At 70.4% G+C, this 17,710-nt stretch carries 18 protein-coding genes and 1 riboswitch; of the genes, 11 read left to right on the top strand and 7 right to left on the bottom strand.

Annotation, left to right across the window (positions count from 1 at the left end):
- Positions 1-28 precede the first annotated feature (28 nt).
- Positions 29-805 (bottom strand): isocitrate lyase/phosphoenolpyruvate mutase family protein, encoded by a 777-nt coding sequence (locus tag BIU91_RS03195; RefSeq protein ID WP_071404183.1) that lies wholly within the window; start codon positions 803-805, stop codon positions 29-31.
- Positions 806-917: 112 nt separating this feature from the next.
- Here BIU91_RS03195 and BIU91_RS03190 point away from each other — a divergent pair, with 112 nt between their 5' ends.
- Both BIU91_RS03190 and BIU91_RS03185 read left to right on the top strand, forming a co-directional pair.
- Positions 918-2,105: an aminotransferase class I/II-fold pyridoxal phosphate-dependent enzyme gene (locus tag BIU91_RS03190; RefSeq protein WP_071404186.1), complete on the top strand. Its 1,188-nt coding sequence runs from the start codon at positions 918-920 to the stop codon at positions 2,103-2,105.
- Between the two features lie 148 nt (positions 2,106-2,253).
- Positions 2,254-2,634 (top strand): hypothetical protein, encoded by a 381-nt coding sequence (locus BIU91_RS03185; protein WP_071404182.1) that lies wholly within the window; start codon positions 2,254-2,256, stop codon positions 2,632-2,634.
- 28 nt (positions 2,635-2,662) lie between these two features.
- Here BIU91_RS03185 and BIU91_RS03180 read toward each other — a convergent pair whose 3' ends face one another.
- Positions 2,663-2,848: a hypothetical protein gene (locus BIU91_RS03180; RefSeq protein ID WP_017887087.1), complete on the bottom strand. Its 186-nt coding sequence runs from the start codon at positions 2,846-2,848 to the stop codon at positions 2,663-2,665.
- Positions 2,849-2,928: 80 nt separating this feature from the next.
- Positions 2,929-3,417: a GNAT family N-acetyltransferase gene (locus BIU91_RS03175; RefSeq protein ID WP_071404181.1), complete on the bottom strand. Its 489-nt coding sequence runs from the start codon at positions 3,415-3,417 to the stop codon at positions 2,929-2,931.
- Positions 3,418-3,485: 68 nt separating this feature from the next.
- Here BIU91_RS03175 and BIU91_RS03170 point away from each other — a divergent pair, with 68 nt between their 5' ends.
- Positions 3,486-4,370, top strand: coding sequence for a LysR substrate-binding domain-containing protein (locus BIU91_RS03170; protein ID WP_071404180.1), 885 nt, complete (start codon positions 3,486-3,488; stop codon positions 4,368-4,370).
- A 46-nt stretch (positions 4,371-4,416) separates the two neighbouring features.
- Here BIU91_RS03170 and BIU91_RS03165 read toward each other — a convergent pair whose 3' ends face one another.
- From BIU91_RS03165 to BIU91_RS03150, 4 genes are read right to left on the bottom strand one after another with little or no spacing between them, the layout of a single operon-like run.
- Positions 4,417-4,671, bottom strand: a complete 255-nt coding sequence (locus tag BIU91_RS03165) for a hypothetical protein (RefSeq protein WP_017887084.1) — start codon at positions 4,669-4,671, stop codon at positions 4,417-4,419.
- The gene (locus BIU91_RS03160; RefSeq protein ID WP_027464546.1) at positions 4,668-5,150 is read right to left on the bottom strand and encodes an FBP domain-containing protein; all 483 of its coding nucleotides are present in this window, start codon (positions 5,148-5,150) and stop codon (positions 4,668-4,670) included. Before BIU91_RS03160 ends, BIU91_RS03165 begins: the two co-directional genes overlap by 4 nt.
- 37 nt (positions 5,151-5,187) lie before the next feature.
- Positions 5,188-5,925, bottom strand: coding sequence for a M56 family metallopeptidase (locus BIU91_RS03155; protein WP_071404179.1), 738 nt, complete (start codon positions 5,923-5,925; stop codon positions 5,188-5,190).
- Positions 5,926-5,938: 13 nt separating this feature from the next.
- The gene (locus tag BIU91_RS03150) at positions 5,939-6,313 is read right to left on the bottom strand and encodes a BlaI/MecI/CopY family transcriptional regulator (protein WP_071404178.1); all 375 of its coding nucleotides are present in this window, start codon (positions 6,311-6,313) and stop codon (positions 5,939-5,941) included.
- A 96-nt stretch (positions 6,314-6,409) separates the two neighbouring features.
- Positions 6,410-6,530, top strand: a riboswitch (glycine riboswitch).
- A gap of 151 nt (positions 6,531-6,681) precedes the next feature.
- Between BIU91_RS03150 and gcvT the strand changes: the two genes are divergently transcribed.
- The 8 genes from gcvT to BIU91_RS03110 all read left to right on the top strand — a co-directional run bounded on the left by gcvT (position 6,682) and on the right by BIU91_RS03110 (position 17,678).
- The gene (gene gcvT, locus BIU91_RS03145; protein ID WP_071404177.1) at positions 6,682-7,827 is read left to right on the top strand and encodes a glycine cleavage system aminomethyltransferase GcvT; all 1,146 of its coding nucleotides are present in this window, start codon (positions 6,682-6,684) and stop codon (positions 7,825-7,827) included.
- Positions 7,828-7,831: 4 nt separating this feature from the next.
- Positions 7,832-8,209 (top strand): glycine cleavage system protein GcvH, encoded by a 378-nt coding sequence (gene gcvH, locus BIU91_RS03140; protein WP_017887079.1) that lies wholly within the window; start codon positions 7,832-7,834, stop codon positions 8,207-8,209.
- Positions 8,206-11,127: an aminomethyl-transferring glycine dehydrogenase gene (gene gcvP, locus BIU91_RS03135; RefSeq protein ID WP_071404176.1), complete on the top strand. Its 2,922-nt coding sequence runs from the start codon at positions 8,206-8,208 to the stop codon at positions 11,125-11,127. Before gcvH ends, gcvP begins: the two co-directional genes overlap by 4 nt.
- A 526-nt stretch (positions 11,128-11,653) precedes the next feature.
- Positions 11,654-13,279, top strand: a complete 1,626-nt coding sequence (locus BIU91_RS03130) for an ABC transporter substrate-binding protein (RefSeq protein WP_071404175.1) — start codon at positions 11,654-11,656, stop codon at positions 13,277-13,279.
- A gap of 221 nt (positions 13,280-13,500) precedes the next feature.
- Positions 13,501-14,430: an ABC transporter permease gene (locus tag BIU91_RS03125; RefSeq protein ID WP_027464553.1), complete on the top strand. Its 930-nt coding sequence runs from the start codon at positions 13,501-13,503 to the stop codon at positions 14,428-14,430.
- Positions 14,420-15,370, top strand: coding sequence for an ABC transporter permease (locus tag BIU91_RS03120; protein WP_071404174.1), 951 nt, complete (start codon positions 14,420-14,422; stop codon positions 15,368-15,370). The genes BIU91_RS03125 and BIU91_RS03120 overlap by 11 nt, the downstream gene beginning before the upstream one ends.
- Entirely contained in the window at positions 15,367-17,109 is a 1,743-nt protein-coding gene (locus BIU91_RS03115) for an ABC transporter ATP-binding protein (protein WP_071404173.1), read from the top strand. The genes BIU91_RS03120 and BIU91_RS03115 overlap by 4 nt, the downstream gene beginning before the upstream one ends.
- A gap of 62 nt (positions 17,110-17,171) precedes the next feature.
- Positions 17,172-17,678, top strand: a complete 507-nt coding sequence (locus BIU91_RS03110; protein WP_071404172.1) for a PH domain-containing protein — start codon at positions 17,172-17,174, stop codon at positions 17,676-17,678.
- Positions 17,679-17,710: the final 32 nt, after the last annotated feature.

Raw genomic sequence — 17,710 nt, 5'->3', positions numbered from 1 at the left:
GCACCGGGCCTCCCGTCAGTCTGCTCCGTCAGTTCAGGGTCGGGGTGTCCTCCGGCACGACGCCGTCGGCGTACAGGTCGGTCGCCAGGTCGCGGAGCGCGCGCAGCGCGACCCGCTGCGTGAGCGGACCGTAGGAGATGCGGGCGACGCCGAGCGCCTCGTACTCGGCGGCGGGCAGGGCGCCGGGCAGGCCGATGACCGAGAGCTTGCCGCGGCCCAGACCGGCGACGAGTCGCTCGACCACCGAATGCTCGACCGCACCGGGCACGAAGACCAGGGCGGCGCCGTTGTCCAGGAACGCCTTGCCGCGGCCGATCGCGTCCTCGATGCTCTCGTCGATCGGGCGCTCGCCGCCCCGCACGATCGCGTCGGTGCGGGCGTTCAGCTGGAAGTCGACGCCCTCGGCCTCTGCCGCAGCGGTGATCGCGGCGACGCGGGCGACCGCCTCGTCGAAGGGACGCAGCCGGTCCTCGACGTTGGCGCCCACGACGCCCGAGCCGATGGCGCGGCGGATCGTCTCGGCGGGGTCCTCGTAGCCGTCGTCCAGGTCGGCGGTGACCGGCAGGTCCGTGGCTGCGGCGACGATCGCGGCTCCGGACAGGGCGAGGTCGAGGGGCATGCCGCCGTCCTCGTACCCGTACGACGCGGCGATCGAGTGCCCGGCGGTGGCGATCGCCTTCGTGCCGGGCAGGTCGCTGACGACCTTGGCGGTGATCGCGTCCCACACGTTCACGACGCGCAGGATTTCGGGGGCTTCGTGCAGCTGCTTCAGGGTGACGGCCTTGTCGGCGGTGCTCGTGCTCATGCTGCCGACAGTAGGCCGACGGGACGGCCCCCGGCCGCGAGCCCACCCGAAGACGACGTGGGATGACGTCGGGAGTCGCGCCGGGCCTCCAGGCAGGGGCATGCTGGGACGCATGGCGAGCGACGAGCAGGACCCGGTCGGCACGCTCCGCGGGGTCCGGACGAGCATCAAGTGGACGCGGTACGCGCCCGACGTGCTGCCCCTGTTCGTCGCCGAGATGGACCACGACGTCGCGCCGGCGATCCGGCAGGCCCTCATCGAACGGGTCTCGCAGTCCGACCTCGGCTACCTCGACGGCCCCGGGCCGCTCGCTCCCGCGTTCGCGCAGTTCGCGCTGGACCGCTGGGGCTGGCAGATCGATCCGTCGCGGATCCACCTGGCCACCGACGTCAGTGTCGGGATCGTCGAGTCGCTCCGGCTCGCGCTGCCTGACGGCGGCCGAGTCGCGATCACGCCGCCGGTGTACCCGCCGTTCTTCGAGCTCGTCGAAGAGGCCCGATGTCAGGTCGAGGAGGTCCCGCTGCTCGAGCAGTGGGGGCAGTACCGGCTCGACCTCGAGGGCCTCGAGCGGGCGTTCGCCGGCGGGGTCGGCGTCTTCCTGCTCTGCAACCCGCACAACCCGGTCGGGCTCGTGCACGACCGGGCCGACCTCGTCGCGATCGCCGAACTCGCTGCGAAGTACGACGTCCTCGTCATCAGCGACGAGATCCACGCACCCCTGACCCACCCCGGCGTGCAGTTCACCCCGTTCGCCGCCGTCGCCGAGCCGCTCGGTGCCCGCAGCGTGTGCGTGACCTCGGCGAGCAAGGGCTGGAACCTCGCCGGTGTGAAGTGCTCGGTCATCGTCGCCGGCGATCCCCGGACCGCCGCGCTCCTCGACACCCTGTGGGAGGAGGTCGCCTGCCGTACAAGCATCCTCGGGCTGCACGCGAACCTGGCGGCGTTCACCCTGGCGACGGACTGGCTCGACGACGTCGTGGCGCGCATCGTGGCGAACGACCGACTGCTCGCCAAGCTGCTCGCCGAGCACCTGCCCGGGGTCGTCTACACGCGGCCGCGCGCCGGGTACCTGGCGTGGCTCGACTTCCGGGGCATCGGCCTCGGCGACGACCCCGCGGTGCCGCTGCGTGAGAACGCGTACGTCGCGCTCAACTCCGGGCTGGGGTTCGGGTCCGAGGGGCGCGGGTTCGTCCGGCTCAACCTGGCGTGCTCGCCGGAGACCCTGCGCGAGGCCGTGTTCCGGATCGCTTCGGCGTACCCGTCGAGCGCGCAGGAGGGGCTGGTCTGGCACGTCGCTTGAGCGCGTGCCGCTGACCCGGCCGGGAGGTACTGTCTACTTCGAGTAGACAGTCTTGCCCAATTCCGATTGGACGCGTAGCGTGAAGCGCGCGGATCTCTTGGACCGGTTTGCGCGATCGGCCGAGTCAACGACGAGGAGATGGGCGACGATGAGCCGACACACGGTGCGCGCGGAGCGCGGCAAGAAGTACTGGGTGATCTGGATCGACGGCGTCATCCGGACGCAGGCGAAGCGCGAACGAGAGATCGAGCTGATGGCCCGCGACTGGCTCTCGCTGATGAACGACGACCGCGATCCGGAGTCCTTCGAACTCGTCGTCGAGGTGGCGATGCCCGAAGCGGCGCAGGCGCACCTGGACCGTGCGGTGGCGCTCCGCGAGGAGTCCGAGCGCGCACGTATCGAGGCAGCCAAGGAGACGGCCGCCGCGGCGTTGGTCCTGCACGAGTCCGGGCTCACGGTGCGTGAGATCGGACCACTGCTCCACGTCTCGCACCAGCGAGCACAACAGCTGGTCGCCGCGGCTCGCTGACCGACCGGGTCATCGCGCTCCGCTGCGGTCAGGCCACGTACTGGTTGCGGCCGACGACGCGGATGCGCAGGTCGTCGTCACGGTCCATCGCGAGGAGCTCGCGGGCCACGAACCCGACGGACGGCCACCGGGACACCTCGGTCACCATGAAGCCGTCGATGAAGACCTGCCACGCGCCGGCCTCGCGGACCGCCTGCACCTCGTACGTCGCCATGCCGCGAGCGTACCGGGACCGGGCCGCCGTCAGTGCAGGTCGAACGGCGGTGCAGGTCGAACGTCAGCGCAGGTCGAACGTCAGGGCAGGTCGAGGGTCATGTGCACGTCGGCTCGCACGTACGGACTCGGGGCGATCTCGTCCTCGCGCAGGTGCCGGAACCCGAACGCCTCGTACAGGTGCACGGCGCTGGCCAGTTGTGCGTTGCTCTCCAGGTCGATGCGGCGGGCGCCGAGTTCGCGCGCCCGGTCGAGCGCCGCGGTGATGAGCTTCCGCCCGGTGCCGTGCCCCTGGTGGTCGGGGGAGACGGCCATCTTCACGAGCTCGAACACGCCGGGGGTGGTGGGCACGACCCCGATGCACCCGACGACCTGGTCGTCGAGCCGGGCGACCAGGACGGCCCCGCCCCGTTCCACGACGCGGCCGACGGGATCGGAGAGGAACACGCGGTCCTCGTCCTCGAGGGTGAAGTACCGGGTGATCCACGCCTCGTTGAGCGTGCGGAACGCCTCGGCGTCCGCGGGGGTGGCGAGGTCGGCGATGGTGACGGTGGAGGTCGCTTCGGGCATGCATCAATCCTCGACCGATGATGCAGTCACGTCCAATACTCGTTCGCGCTGATCGATACGCTGTGTGCATGGATCGCGAACCCGACGTCGACCTCCGGCAACTGCGGGCGTTCCTGGCCGTCGCCGACGAGCTGCACTTCGGCCGAGCGGCCGAGCAGCTGCGGATCGCGCAGCCCGCCCTGTCCCAGCAGATCCGGCGGACCGAACGCGCGCTCGGGGTCGACCTGTTCGTCCGGACCAGCCGCAGTGTGGCCCTGACCGCAGCCGGCCGGGTGCTGCAGGGGCGTGCGCGATCGCTGCTCGGGCAGGTGCGACGGGACCTCGACGAGACGGTGCGGGTCGGTCGGGGCGAGGTCGGTCGGCTCGACGTCGGGTTCGTCGTCTCCGCGCTGCCCCTCGGTCCGATCGAACGCGTGCAGGCGTTCCGGGAGCGCTACCCGCTGGTCCGGGTGGAACTGACCGAGGGGTACTCGTCGACCCTGCTCGCCCGGATCGTCCGCGGCGAGCTCGACCTCGCCGTCGTCCGCGATGCCGACCCGGACCCCGCCGTGCGGCTGTTGCCGTTCCGGTCCGAGGCCTTCGTCGCCGCCGTGCCGCGCGGGCACCGGTTGGCGGATCGGGATCGCATCCGCGGCACCGAACTGGTCGACGAGCCGTTCGTGTTCTTCCCGGCGGTCGCGGGGGCCCTGGCGACCGAGCGCAACCTCGCACCGGTCACCGCCGGTGGCCGCCGCCCGGTCATCGTGCAGGAGGCCACGACCTGGGCGACCGTGCTGCACCTGGTCGGGGTGGGCCTCGGTGTCACGGTGGTGCCGGAGAGTGCTGCGCTCGCCGCACCCGACACGGTGGCGCTCCTGCCGCTCGAGGGCAGCGACCACCGCAGCGAGCTCGCCTGGGCGATGCGCGCCGACGACGACCGCGAGATCCTGCGCAACTTCGTCGCCGCGGACTGACCGAGCGGACCTGCTGCGCGAGCGGACGCCGTTCGGGCGTCCTCGCTCAGCCGAGCGACAGGACGGGCGCCCGGTGGTCACCGAGTTCGTCGATGCGCCACGGCCGAGCCCCGCGCAGTGTCAAGCCGAGCTGGACGAGCACGAACCCGACGTGCGGCTCGACGTCGGGGTCCCACGGTCCCTCGACGCCCAGACCGAACGCGCCGAGTTCGTCGTCGGCCTCGTCCCGCAGCGTCAGCCGCCACCGTCCGTCGCCGAGTTCCTCGACCACGGCCCAGCGGGCGGTGCCGAACCGGCTCACGCCGTCTTGGTGATGTCCGCGGTGAAGTTCTGCACGCGCTGCAGCAGGGAGGCGCCACGCATCGCGATGGTCGCGGGCGGGTTCAGGTGCGGGGGCGCGGTGCGGATCAGCATCGGGCACCCGAGGTCTTCGCAGATGTACGTGCCGATCGTGTTGCCGTTGCGCCCGGACTCACCGGCACGCGCGGCGGAGAACAGCCGGACCTGGGTCGCGGGCTGCGGCGAGTGGCAGAACGAGCACATCGCTGCGATGCCGGGGCGCAGCGAGCCACCGGCGGACCGGACGACGATGCCCACGGGGCGCTCGTCGATCCAGGACACGATGTACCCGCGGCGGGCGGCCTGCGGGTCGCGCCAGCCCAGGAACTCGCGTTCGTCCCAGAGTGTCTCGTGCAGGCCCGGGATGGGCAGCTGTGCGAGTTCGTCGGGGGTGGCGTTCACGAACGACGATCGGATGTCGGCTTCGGTCAGTGGCTTCACGGTGCTGACACCCTATGCCTCGCCTCCGACAGGGGCGCTACGACAGCCTGGAGGCGCGGATCGCGCCGAGCGCGCTGCTCCCGTCCGCCACCAGCACCGCCCGGCGCAGGGCGTCGCGTCCGACGCGACGGGCCGCCGCGTCGTCCGCGGCGAACTCCACGAGCACACGCGTCGACCGCGCCATGGCGCGCGCACCGGGCACCCACGGGACCGCACGTTCGATCGATTCGGCGACCGCGACCGCAGCCGCGTGGTGCTGGGTCAGGTGGGCGCGTTCGTGGGCGACCACGGCCTCCAGTTCGTCGGTGCGCAACCGGTCTGCCAAGCCGGTGCTGACGAGGACGCCACCGCTCCGACCCGGCACGGCGCACGCCAGTGCGTGGTCGGCCTCGACGACGGCGACGGGGGTGCCGTCGATCTCGCGGTGCGGGGCGACGCCGGAACGCATCGCCTGCCGGACGGCCTCGTGTTCCGGGCCAGGGCGCACCCGGACCGCGACGACGAACGCGACGACCGCGAGGAGCGCGACGCCGACGTTGAAGCCGTGCGTGGGGGAGCCGTCCCCGCCGAACAGTTCGGTGACCGGACGGTCGGCGAGCACCACGAGGGTGATGCCGGCCACGAAGCCGACGACGCCGAGCAGGACCGCGACCGACCAGCAGACCAGCGCGGTGCGGGGCAGGTCGATCGTCCAGGCGGAGCGGGTCAGGACCCGGGGCGCGAACACCACCACCGCGAGTGCGAGGACGATGAGCGCGATGCCGGCGACGACCACGGTGCGCAGCCGGTCAGGAGCGGGCGCGGGCGTCGAGGGCGCGGCGCAGGGCCTCGAGGTCGTCCGAGGCGAGCGAGCCGGTGAACTGCAGCAGCGCCGCCTCGCGGTCGGACGACGCGGCCAGTGCGCTCGACATCAGGGACGCGGTCTGCTCGTCACGACTGTGCACGGCGCGGAACGTCAGGGGAGCGTCGTCGTGCTGCTCCCGTTCCACCTGGCCCTTGCGGCCGAGGCGGTCGAGCACGGTGAGGACGGTCGTCAGCGCGGGGCGGGGGTCCGGGAACGCGTCGAGCACCTGGCGTGCGGTGCGCCCGGAGTCGGCGGAGCGGAGTGCGTCGAGCACCGCCTGCTCCAGCTGCCCGCGGGGGCGCGATCGTTGTCCGGCCATCCCCGCATTCTACGAGATGTCGAAGGCTCGCTCGCGACACACGCTCGAAACGCGGCCTCGGTATGCTCGTCGCGGACAACTGAACACACCGGCCGCTCATCCGTCGCGGGAGACGCCGTGCACGTACCCCCGGGTACGTCGTGCCCTCGGGCGCACGCACGGCACCGAAGGAGCAATCCCCCCGTCAATCTCTCAGGTCCCACACCGCAGCGGACAGGCCACTCTGAAAAGCAGACGCTCGGTCGTCTCGCCCACGGTGAAAGCCGCCGGACCTCACGGGCCGCGGTGAAACTCTCAGGCCCATGACAGAGGGGGAGTTCCACCCGGCGATCGTCGCCGGGCCCTGCCGATGCCAGGAGAACTCCGCCATGAGTCCGTCCCCACTGCCCACGCCGGGTCAGCGTTCGTCGCCGCTCGAAGCCGTGCACGAGGCCGCCGGTGCGACCTTCACCGACTTCGCCGGGTACCGCATGCCCGTGCGCTACTCGTCGGACCTCGCCGAGCACCACGCCGTGCGGGAGGCCGCCGGCGTCTTCGACCTGTCGCACATGGCCGAGATCGGGGTGACCGGCAGCGACGCCGTCGCCTTCCTCGACCACGCGCTCGCCGGCTCCTTCGGCACGATGCCCATCGGTCGCGCCAAGTACTCGCTGCTGCTCGCCGAGGACGGCGGGATCCTCGACGACCTGGTCGTGTACCGGACCGACGACGACGTCTTCCTCGTCGTCGCGAACGCCTCCAACCGTGACGTCGCCGTCGCCGCGCTGACCGCCCGGGCCGACGGCTTCGACGTCGAGGTCTCCGACGACTCCGACACCACGGCCCTCGTCGCCATCCAGGGCCCGGCGGCGGCCGGCACGCTCGACGCCCTCGTCGTCGCCGACCGCCTGCAGCCAGAGACCCCGCTCGACGAGCTCGGCTACTACCGGGTGCTGCACGCGCTGTTCGACGGCGCCGACGTGCTCGTCGCGCGGACCGGGTACACGGGCGAGGACGGCTTCGAGGTCTACACCGACCCGGACACCGCCCCGGTGCTCTGGGACGCGCTGCTCGAGGCCGGTTCCGACCGCGGGGTCGTCCCCGCCGGGCTCGCCGCACGCGACACCCTGCGGCTCGAGGCGGGCATGCCCCTGTACGGGCACGAGCTCGGCACCGACGTCCGTCCGGCCCAGGCCGGCCTGGGCCGCGTCGTCGCGAAGGACGGCGAGTTCGTCGGTGCTGCCGGCGTCACCCCGTCGGCGGACGCCCGCGTGCTCGTCGGTCTGGTGACCGAGGGCCGCCGTGCTCCCCGAGCCGGCTACGACGTCGTGCTCGACGGCACGGTCGTCGGCACCGTGACCTCGGGCGCGCTCTCGCCGACGCTCGGACACCCCGTCGCGATGGCCTTCGTCGACCCGGCTGCGCTCGCCGCCGTGTCGGACGGGGCACAGGTCCTCCACATCGACGTCCGCGGGACTGCCGTCCCCAGCACAGTCTCCGCGTTCCCCTTCTACCGCCGCGCCTCGAAAGGCTGACCCCATGACCGACCAGACCGCACTCCAGTACACGGCCGACCACGAGTGGCTGCTCGTCGAGGGCGACACCGTCACCGTCGGCATCACCGACCACGCCGCCGAGCAGCTCGGTGACGTCGTCTACGTCGAGCTCCCCGCCGTCGGCACCGCCACCACCGCCGGCGACCAGATCGGGGAGATCGAGTCGACCAAGAGCGTCGGCGAGCTCTTCGCCCCGATCGAGGGTGAGGTCGTCGAGGTCAACGACGCCGTCGTCGACACCCCCGACACCGTCAACCAGGACCCGTTCGGGGCCGGCTGGCTCGTGAAGATCAAGGTCGACGGCACCTCGTTCCCCGAGGACCTGATGGACCACGACGCGTACCGGGCCTCCATCGCATGACCGCGTTCGAGAACCTCCAGACGTCCTTCGCCGACCGCCACATCGGCACCACCCCGGCCGACCAGCAGGCCATGCTCGACGTCGTCGGGCAGCCGTCGCTCGACGCCCTGGTCCGTGCGGCGATCCCCGAGTCCATCCACGTCGGCCCCGTCGCCGACTCGGTGATCCCGGCCGCCGTCGGCGAGACCGAGGCGCTCGCCGAGCTCCGCGCCAAGGCCGGCCGCAACACCGTCCGGCGCGCCATGATCGGCCTCGGCTACCACGGCACCCACACGCCCGCGGTGATCCAGCGCAACGTGCTCGAGAACCCGAGCTGGTACACGGCGTACACGCCCTACCAGCCGGAGATCTCGCAGGGCCGCCTCGAAGCACTCATCAACTTCCAGACGATGGTGTCCGACCTGACCGGCATGGCCACCGCCGGCGCCTCGATGCTCGACGAGGGCACCGCCGTGGTCGAGGGCATGCTCCTCGCCCGCCGCGCGTCCAAGGTCAAGGGCGACGCGTTCCTCGTCGACGCCGACCTGCTGCCGCAGACCCGTGCGCTGCTCGACCACCGTGCCGACGCCGTGGGCATCACGCTGCGCGCGTTCGACGCTGCCGACGGCCCGAGCGACGACCAGCTCGACGGCGCGTTCGGCGTCATCCTGCAGTACCCGGGCGCGTCGGGCCGCATCGTCGACCCGTCGTCCGTCATCGAGCGGGTCCACGCCGGTGGCGGCATCGCCGTCGTCGCAGCCGACCTGCTCGCGATGACCCTGCTCGCCAGCCCCGGCGACCTGGGTGCCGACGTGGCCGTCGGGACGAGCCAGCGCTTCGGCGTCCCGCTCGGCTTCGGTGGCCCGCACGCCGGCTACCTCGCGGTGCGCGCCGGCCTCGAGCGCCAGCTCCCCGGTCGCCTGGTCGGGGTGTCCTTCGACGCCGACGGTCAGATGGCCTACCGCCTCAGCCTGCAAACCCGCGAGCAGCACATCCGCCGCGAGAAGGCGACGAGCAACATCTGCACCGCGCAGGTGCTGCTCGCCGTGATGGCCTCGATGTACGCGGTCTACCACGGGCCCGAGGGCCTGCGGTTCATCGCCGGCCGGGTCGCGCGGACCACCGGTGCACTCGCCGCCGTGGCGCGTGACGCCGGGGTCGAGGTCGTGCACGACGCCTTCTTCGACACGCTCACCCTGCGGGCCGTCGGTCGCGCCGAGGCGATCGTCGCGGCAGCGCAGGACGCCGGCTACCTGCTGCACGTCGTGGACGCCGACACGTTCCAGCTGTCCGTCGACGAGACGACCACGCCCGACGACGTCGTGGCGCTGGCGAACGTGCTCGGGGCGGTGGACGTGACCGTCCCCGCGATCGAGACCGCCGTGCGCGACGCGGCCACGGGCCTCCCGACCGCCCTGCAGCGCGAGAGCGACTACCTGACGCACCCCGTGTTCAGCGCACACCGCAGCGAGACCCGCATGATGCGGTACCTCAAGCACCTGTCCGACAAGGACTACGCGCTCGACCGCGGCATGATCCCGCTCGGCAGCTGCACGATGAAGCTCAACGCGGCGACCGAGATGGCTGCCGTGACCTGGCCGGAGTTCGCGAACATCCACCCGTTCGCACCGCGCGAGGACGTCGAGGGGTACCTCGACATGATCGGCGACCTCGAGACGTGGCTCGCCGAGGTCACCGGCTACGACACCGTGTCCCTGCAGCCGAACGCCGGCAGCCAGGGTGAGCTCGCCGGCCTGCTGGCCATCCGTGGGTACCACCAGGCTCGTGGTGACGAGGACCGGACGGTCTGCCTCATCCCGTCGAGCGCGCACGGCACGAACGCCGCGTCCGCCGTGCTCGCCGGCATGAAGGTCGTCGTGGTGGCCTGCGACGAGAACGGCAACGTCGACCTCGACGACCTCCGGGCCCGCGTCACCGCCAACGCCGACACCCTCGCGGCGCTGATGATCACGTACCCGTCCACCCACGGCGTCTACGAGCACGACATCCGCGAGATCTGCGACGCCGTGCACGACGCCGGCGGCCAGGTCTACGTCGACGGCGCGAACCTCAACGCGTTGCTCGGCCACGCGCGCTTCGGCGACTTCGGGGGCGACGTGTCGCACCTCAACCTGCACAAGACCTTCTGCATCCCGCACGGCGGTGGCGGCCCCGGCGTGGGACCCGTCGCCGCGAAGGCGCACCTGGCACCGTTCCTGCCCGGTCACCCGTTCGCGCAGCAGGCCGACCGGCGTTCCGGTGCGACCGCCGCCGAGGCGGACGACCGCCTGGCCCACGCCGGCGGCCCGGTCAGTGCCGCGCCGTACGGCAGCCCGAGCATCCTGCCCATCACGTGGACGTACGTCCGGATGATGGGGCTCGAGGGCCTCACCCGTGCGACCGAGGCAGCAGTGCTCGGGGCGAACTACATCGCGGCCCGTCTGCGCGACGCGTTCCCCGTGCTGTACACGGGCGACGACGGACTCGTCGCGCACGAGTGCATCCTCGACCTCCGCCCGCTGCGCGACACCACCGGCATCACGGTCGACGACGTCGCGAAGCGCCTCGTCGACTACGGGTTCCACGCGCCGACGATGTCGTTCCCGGTGGCGGGCACGCTCATGGTCGAACCGACCGAGAGCGAGGACCTCGCCGAGCTCGACCGCTTCGTCGACGCCATGCTCGCGATCCGGGCCGAAGCTGCAGCGGTCGAGCGCGGGGAGTGGCCGGCGGACGACAACCCGCTCGTGCACGCGCCGCACACCGCCTCGTCGGTGATCTCGGGGGAGTGGGCGCACGCCTACACCCGCGAGCAGGCCGTCTACCCGTTGCCGGGCATCAGCGGCCGGAAGTACTGGCCGCCGGTGCGTCGGATCGACCAGGCGTACGGGGATCGCAACCTGGTGTGCGCCTGCCCGCCGATCGAGGCGTTCGCCTGATCCCGACCGGCGCCGACACCCCGTCGTCGCCGTGCGCCCCGTGCCCCGTCCGGTCCTCCGGGCGGGGCACGGTCGCGTCCGGGCGTCCGGGCGTCCGGGCGTCCGGGCGTCCGGGCGTCCGGGCGGTCACGGCACCCCGCTCAGTTCCGCCGAGCGGTCACGAACCGTCGTCCGGACCCGCTCCCACCGACAGTTCGTGACCACTCGGCGTGCCACCCACGGCAGGTCCTGACCGCTCGACGCGGCCCCCGAGCCGTACCCCTGAGCGATGCTCGGCCGTCCCCCGACTTGCACAGAAGTGTGACTGAGTGCAATGGATTTCATGCGGATGCAACAAAAACGCACCCTTCACCGGCACGCGCGCGAATGTTGCATCTTGTCGCAAGGATCGTGCAAGTTGGTTACCGGCGTGTAACCGTTCGCCCCTGGGTTTGGACGCCGCTGTTCACCTTGCCTACGCTGCAAAGGTCAAACGCGCCCGGGCGACACCGCTGTGCCCTGCGCGTCCCATGCACCAGGAGGAACCTTGATCAAGAAGCGCGCCGGGCTTTCCGCCCTCGCCGTGCTCGGGGCCACAGCACTCGCCCTGACCGCCTGCTCCAGCAACAGCTCCGACGGTGGTGGCTCGGGCTCGGCGAACGCGTCCGGGATCGTCACCACCAACGGCAGCGAACCCCAGAACCCGCTGATCCCGTCGAACACCACCGAGACCGGTGGCGGCAAGATCATCGACTCGCTCTTCGAGGGTCTCGTCTCGTACGACGCCGACGGCAAGCCGGTCAACGAGGTCGCCAAGAGCATCGACACCGATGACTCGAAGACGTTCGACATCACGCTGAACACCGGCTACACCTTCACCAACGGCGAGAAGGTCACGGCCGAGTCGTTCACCAAGGCGTGGAACTGGGCAGCCCAGAAGTCGAACGCCCAGGGCGCCAGCTACTTCTTCGAGAACATCGAGGGCTACAACGCCGACAAGGACTCCGAGCTCACCGGCCTCAAGGTCGTGGACGACGACGAGTTCACCGTCACGCTGAAGTCGGCGCAGTCCGACTTCCCGCTGTCGCTCGGCTACTCGGCGTTCGTGCCGCTCCCGTCGGCGTTCTACGACGACACCAAGGCGTTCGGTGAGAACCCGATCGGCAACGGTCCGTACAAGCTCGACGGCAAGAAGGCCTGGACCCACAACCAGTCCATCAAGCTCGTCACCAACAAGGACTACGAGGGCAAGCGCAAGCCGAAGAACGGTGGTCTCACGATCACGTTCTACGCCTCGCAGGACACCGCGTACTCCGACGCCCAGGGCGGCAACCTCGACGTCCTCGACGCCGTGCCGGACAGCGCGTTCAAGACCTACAAGTCCGACTTCCCGGACTCGAACGTCAACCAGGCCGCCGCGATCTTCCAGGCGATCTACCTGCCCTACTACCTCGACCACTGGAAGGGTGAAGAGGGCAAGCTGCGTCGCGAGGCCGTCTCGATGGCGATCAACCGCAAGCAGATCACCGACAAGATCTTCGACGGCACCCGCACCCCGGCCAAGGACTTCACCTCCCCGGTGATCGCCGGCTGGAACGACGACCTCGAGGGTTCGGACGTCCTGGACTACAACGAGTCCGAGGCCAAGAAGCTCTGGGCCGAGGCCGACAAGATCTCGAAGTACGACGACACGCTCACCATCACGTACAACGCCGATGGTGGCCACGAGGCCTGGGTGACCGCGGTCACGAACTCGATCTCGAACACGCTCGGCATCAAGGCCGAGGGCAACGCGATCCCGACGTTCCAGGAAGCCCTGGACCTCCAGACGAACGACAAGCTCACGGGCGGCAGCCGCACCGGTTGGCAGGCCGACTACCCGTCGCTGTACAACTTCCTCGGCCCGACCATGGGTGAGGGCTCGTCGAACAACTACTCGCGGTACGACTCCAAGGAGTACAACGAGCTGCTCGCCAAGGGCCGTTCGGCTGCGACGGTCGAAGAGGGCAACAAGTCCTTCGACCAGGCACAGGAACTCCTGTTCCAGGACCTGCCCGAGATCCCGCTCTGGTACTCCAACGTGACCGGTGTCTGGAACGCGGACAACGTGTCGAACGTCAAGTTCGGCTGGAACTCGGTGCCGCTGTACTACGACATCGAGGTCAAGAAGTAACACCGGTCTCCTCGAGACCAAGGCGCGAGCAGGTATCCTGCCTCGCGACCACCGGACGGGGGTTCGGGGACCGCACAGGTCCCCGAACCCCCGTACCACGGTGACAACACCCCCACACAGCGGGCGCCCTCCCGCACCGGACATCCGTGCCGACCCTCGGACCGTCCACCCCTCACCACAATGAACCTGATCGACATCGCTCCGGACCGGGCAGTGATCTGATGCTCTGGTACCTCGGCAAGCGCCTCCTGCAACTCATCCCCGTGTTCTTCGGGGCCACGTTCCTCATCTACTTCCTGGTCTTCTCGCTGCCCGGCGACCCGATCGCCGCGCTGTTCGGCGACCGGCAGCCGTCGCCGCAGGTCATCGAGACGCTGCGTCAGCAGTACAACCTCGACAAGCCGTTCATCGTGCAGTACCTGCTCTGGATCGGCGGCGTGTTCCGCGGCGACCTCGGCGTGACCTACTCGGGTCTGCCGGTCAGCCAGCAGCTCGCATCGGCCTTCCCGATCACCGCGCGCCTGGCGATCCTCGCGCTCGTGTTCGAGGCCGTCGCCGGCATCGTCGTCGGCGTCATCGCCGGTCTGCGCAAAGGCAAGCTGTTCGACGCCACCGCGCTCGTCGTGTCGCTCCTGCTCATCTCGGTGCCGACCTTCGTCGTCGGGTTCGTGCTGCAGTACGTCTTCGGCATCAAGCTCGGGCTGTTCCGGGTCACGGTGTCCGGCGAGGCGCCGTGGAGTGAACTCGTCCTGCCGGCGATCGTCCTCGCCTCGGTCTCGTTCGCGTACATCGTGCGTCTGACCCGGGCCAGCGTCGCCGAGAACATGAGCGCCGACTTCGTGCGCACCGCCACGGCCAAGGGCCTGCCCCGTCGTCGTGTCGTCGGCGTGCACATCTTCCGGAACTCGCTCATCCCCGTGGTGACCTACCTGGGTGTCGACATCGGCAACCTGATGGTCGGCGCGATCGTGACCGAGGGCATCTTCAACATCAACGGTGTCGGCGGCACGGTGTTCCGTGCCGTCAAGCTCGGCGAGGGCCCGACGGTGGTCTCCTTCGTCGCCGTGATGGTCATCATCTTCATGCTCGCCAACCTCCTGGTGGACCTGCTCTACGCCGTCCTGGACCCGAGGATCCGCTATGCCAAGTAACGCCGCACCCCGCTCGGCGACGCACTACGTCGCCCCGCTCGAAGAAACCCCCCTGCAGGCGGTCGACCAGGTCAACGAGGACGAGAAGACCCGTTCCCTGTGGACCGACGCCTGGGAGTCCATGCGGACCCGCCCGACGTTCTGGATCTCCTCGATCCTGATCCTGCTGATCATCGTCGTCGCGGTCTTCCCGGGGCTCTTCGCCCACGTCGACCCGCGCGCGTCGAACCTCGACAACAGCGACGGCGGACCCGAGGCCGGGCACATCCTCGGCTTCACGCGTCAGGGCTCGGACGTCTACGCCCGCGTGATCTGGGGAGCCCAGAACTCGCTCATCGTCGGCATCGTCGCGACGATCCTGGTGTCGATCGTCGGCATCGTGATCGGTTCCCTGGCCGGCTTCTACGGCGGCTGGCTCGACACGATCGTGTCCCGCATCGGTGACATCTTCTTCTCGATCCCCACCGTCCTCGGTGCGATCGTGATCATGTCGGTCATCCCCGCGCGGAACGCGATCACCGTCGCGCTCGTCCTCGCCGCGTTCGCGTGGCCGCAGATCGCCCGCATCATGCGTGGCGCCGTGCTGAGCGCCAAGCAGGCCGACTACGTCATGGCGTCGGCGGCCCTGGGTGTCAACCGGTTCCGGACGCTCGTGCGCCACGTCATCCCGAACTCGCTGGCTCCGGTCATCGTGGTCGCGACCGTGTCGCTCGGCACCTTCATCGTCGCCGAGGCGACGCTGTCGTTCCTCGGCATCGGTCTGCCGCCGTCGGCCCTGAGCTGGGGCCTCGACATCGGCACCGCCCAGACGTCGATCCGCACGAACCCGTCGACGATCTTCTGGCCGTCGGCAGCCCTGTCCATCACCGTGCTCGCGTTCCTGCTCCTCGGTGACGTGGTGCGCGACGCGCTCGACCCGAAGGCGAGGGCCCGCCGATGAGCGAGACACTGACCCAGACGAACAGCAGCCGCACCGGTGGTTCCGGCGCCCCGCTGCTCGAGATCACCGACCTGCAGGTCGGCTTCAAGACCCAGAGCGGCCTCGTGCAGGCCGTCCGCGGCGTCAACCTCACCCTCGAGCAGGGCGAGCGGCTGGCCATCGTCGGCGAGTCCGGTTCGGGCAAGTCGACGAGCGCCCAGGCGATCATCAAGCTGCTCCCCGGCACCGGTGAGGTCACCGGCGGCTCGATCAAGTTCAACGGGCGTGAGCTCGTCGGGCTGAGCGACAAGGAGATGTCGGAGATCCGCGGGAAGGAGATCGGCTACGTCCCCCAGGACCCGATGTCGAACCTCAACCCGCTGTGGTCGATCGGCTTCCAGGTCGAAGAGGCGATCCGTGCGAACGGCATGGCGACCGGCAAGAAGGCCGTCCGTGACCGTGCCGTCGAAGTCCTGCAGGAAGCCGGCCTCGGCGACGCCTCGACCCGCCTGAAGCAGTACCCGCACGAGTTCTCCGGCGGCATGCGCCAGCGCGTGCTCATCGGCATCGGTCTGTCGAGCCGCCCGCAGCTGCTCATCGCCGACGAGCCGACGAGCGCGCTCGACGTCACCGTCCAGCGCGTCATCCTCGACCACCTCGAGAGCCTGACCCGCGACTTCGGCACCTCGGTGCTGTTCATCACGCACGACCTCGGCCTCGCCGCCGAGCGCGCCGAGAAGCTCGTCGTGATGTACAAGGGCCAGGTCGTCGAGGCCGGTCCCTCGAAGGAGATCCTCGCCAACCCGCAGCACCCGTACACGCAGCGGCTCGTCGCGGCGGCCCCGTCGCTGGCCAGCCGTCGCATCCAGTCGAAGGTGCAGCACGCGCGCGTCGACATCGCCGACGCCGGCAACGACGACGCCGAGCTGATCGCCCGGGCCCAGGAGCGCGAGCACCGTCCGGCCGAGGACCTCATCGTGGTGAAGAACCTCGAGAAGGTCTACAAGCTGCGCGGCAAGAGCCTCGCCACCCGCGAGCTCAAGGCCGTCGACGACGTGTCGTTCTCGATCCAGAAGGGCACCACCACGGCGCTCGTGGGCGAGTCCGGTTCGGGCAAGTCGACCGTCGCGAAGCTCGTCCTGCAGCTCGAGAGCATCACGAGCGGCACCGTGCAGTTCGACGGCATCGACATCGGCGCGCTGAAGGGCAAGGACCTCTTCGACTTCCGCCGTCGCGTGCAGCCGGTGTTCCAGGACCCGTACGGCTCCCTGGACCCGATGTACAACGTCGGGAACACGATCGCCGAGCCGCTCGCCACGCACAAGGTGGGCGACAAGGCCTCGCGTCGCGCCCGGGTGCTCGAGCTGCTCGACCAGGTCGCGCTGCCGAAGTCGATGGTGAACCGCTACCCGAACGAGCTGTCCGGTGGCCAGCGACAGCGCATCGCCGTCGCCCGCGCGCTGGCGCTCAAGCCGGAGGTCATCGTCCTCGACGAGGCCGTCTCCGCGCTGGACGTGCTCGTGCAGGGGCAGATCCTCGACCTGCTCACCGAGCTGCAGACCGAGCTCGGCCTGACGTACCTGTTCATCACGCACGACCTCGCGGTCGTCCGCCTCGTCGCGGACAACGTGTGCGTCATGCGCCGTGGGCAGATCGTCGAGAAGGCGACGACCGACGAGGTCTTCGCTGCCCCGAAGGAGCAGTACACGAAGGACCTCCTGGCCGCCATCCCCGGCGCCGGGTTCGAGTTCGGACGCTGATCCACCTGGACACGAACGAGGCCGGACGCCCCGTCGTCCTCCGCGCTGGTCGCGGGGGCGCGGTGGCGTCCGGCCTCGTCGCCGTCCTGGGCCTGTTCCTGCTCGGCGATGCGGCGTTCCGGGGGAGCTGGGACGTCGTCCTCCGTGCCGCCGGCCCGATCGCCGTGCTCGTCTGGGCGCTCTGGGTCCTGACCTACCGCCCGTGCATCGTCATCGACGAGCGCGCGGTCACCGTGGTCAACCCGCTCCGCCGCACCGTGGTGCCGTGGCAGGCCGTCGCCGACGTCCGGCTCCGCTGGCAGATCGTGATCGAGACGGTCGCCGGCCGGAAGGTCCAGTGCTGGGGTGGGCCGTCGCTGCCGCGGCCGAAGCCGGCCCGGCGCGGTGAGCGGGCCGTCCTGCGACAGCCCGACGAGATGACGGTACTGCTCGACCGCTGGTCCGAGCACCGCGACGGCACCGGCGCCGGCGACGCCGTGCGCGGCTGGGACGTGCCGGCCCTGGCGGTCGGCGCAGCGGCGCTGGCGCTGCTCGCCGCTTCGTTGCTCAGCCTGTGGCTCGGAGCCTGACGCGGCTCGCGATCGCGACCACACGACGGACG

The sequence above is a fragment of the Curtobacterium sp. MMLR14_002 genome, from assembly GCF_001864975.1.
Classification (GTDB): domain Bacteria; phylum Actinomycetota; class Actinomycetes; order Actinomycetales; family Microbacteriaceae; genus Curtobacterium; species Curtobacterium flaccumfaciens.
This window is presented reverse-complemented; position numbering and strand designations above follow the sequence as displayed.

Bases quoted from the DNA above. Each gene is read 5' to 3' on its own strand.
- BIU91_RS03180 (WP_017887087.1), bottom strand. From the start codon at position 2,848: ATGGCGACGTACGAGGTGCAGGCGGTCCGCGAGGCCGGCGCGTGGCAG.
- BIU91_RS03195 (WP_071404183.1), bottom strand. From the start codon at position 805: ATGAGCACGAGCACCGCCGACAAGGCCGTCACCCTGAAGCAGCTGCAC.
- gcvH (WP_017887079.1), top strand. From the start codon at position 7,832: ATGACCGACCAGACCGCACTCCAGTACACGGCCGACCACGAGTGGCTG.
- BIU91_RS03120 (WP_071404174.1), top strand. From the start codon at position 14,420: ATGCCAAGTAACGCCGCACCCCGCTCGGCGACGCACTACGTCGCCCCG.
- gcvP (WP_071404176.1), top strand. From the start codon at position 8,206: ATGACCGCGTTCGAGAACCTCCAGACGTCCTTCGCCGACCGCCACATC.
- BIU91_RS03170 (WP_071404180.1), top strand. From the start codon at position 3,486: ATGGATCGCGAACCCGACGTCGACCTCCGGCAACTGCGGGCGTTCCTG.
- BIU91_RS03185 (WP_071404182.1), top strand. From the start codon at position 2,254: ATGAGCCGACACACGGTGCGCGCGGAGCGCGGCAAGAAGTACTGGGTG.
- BIU91_RS03115 (WP_071404173.1), top strand. From the start codon at position 15,367: ATGAGCGAGACACTGACCCAGACGAACAGCAGCCGCACCGGTGGTTCC.
- BIU91_RS03190 (WP_071404186.1), top strand. From the start codon at position 918: ATGGCGAGCGACGAGCAGGACCCGGTCGGCACGCTCCGCGGGGTCCGG.
- BIU91_RS03150 (WP_071404178.1), bottom strand. From the start codon at position 6,313: ATGGCCGGACAACGATCGCGCCCCCGCGGGCAGCTGGAGCAGGCGGTG.
- gcvT (WP_071404177.1), top strand. From the start codon at position 6,682: ATGAGTCCGTCCCCACTGCCCACGCCGGGTCAGCGTTCGTCGCCGCTC.
- BIU91_RS03125 (WP_027464553.1), top strand. From the start codon at position 13,501: ATGCTCTGGTACCTCGGCAAGCGCCTCCTGCAACTCATCCCCGTGTTC.
- BIU91_RS03175 (WP_071404181.1), bottom strand. From the start codon at position 3,417: ATGCCCGAAGCGACCTCCACCGTCACCATCGCCGACCTCGCCACCCCC.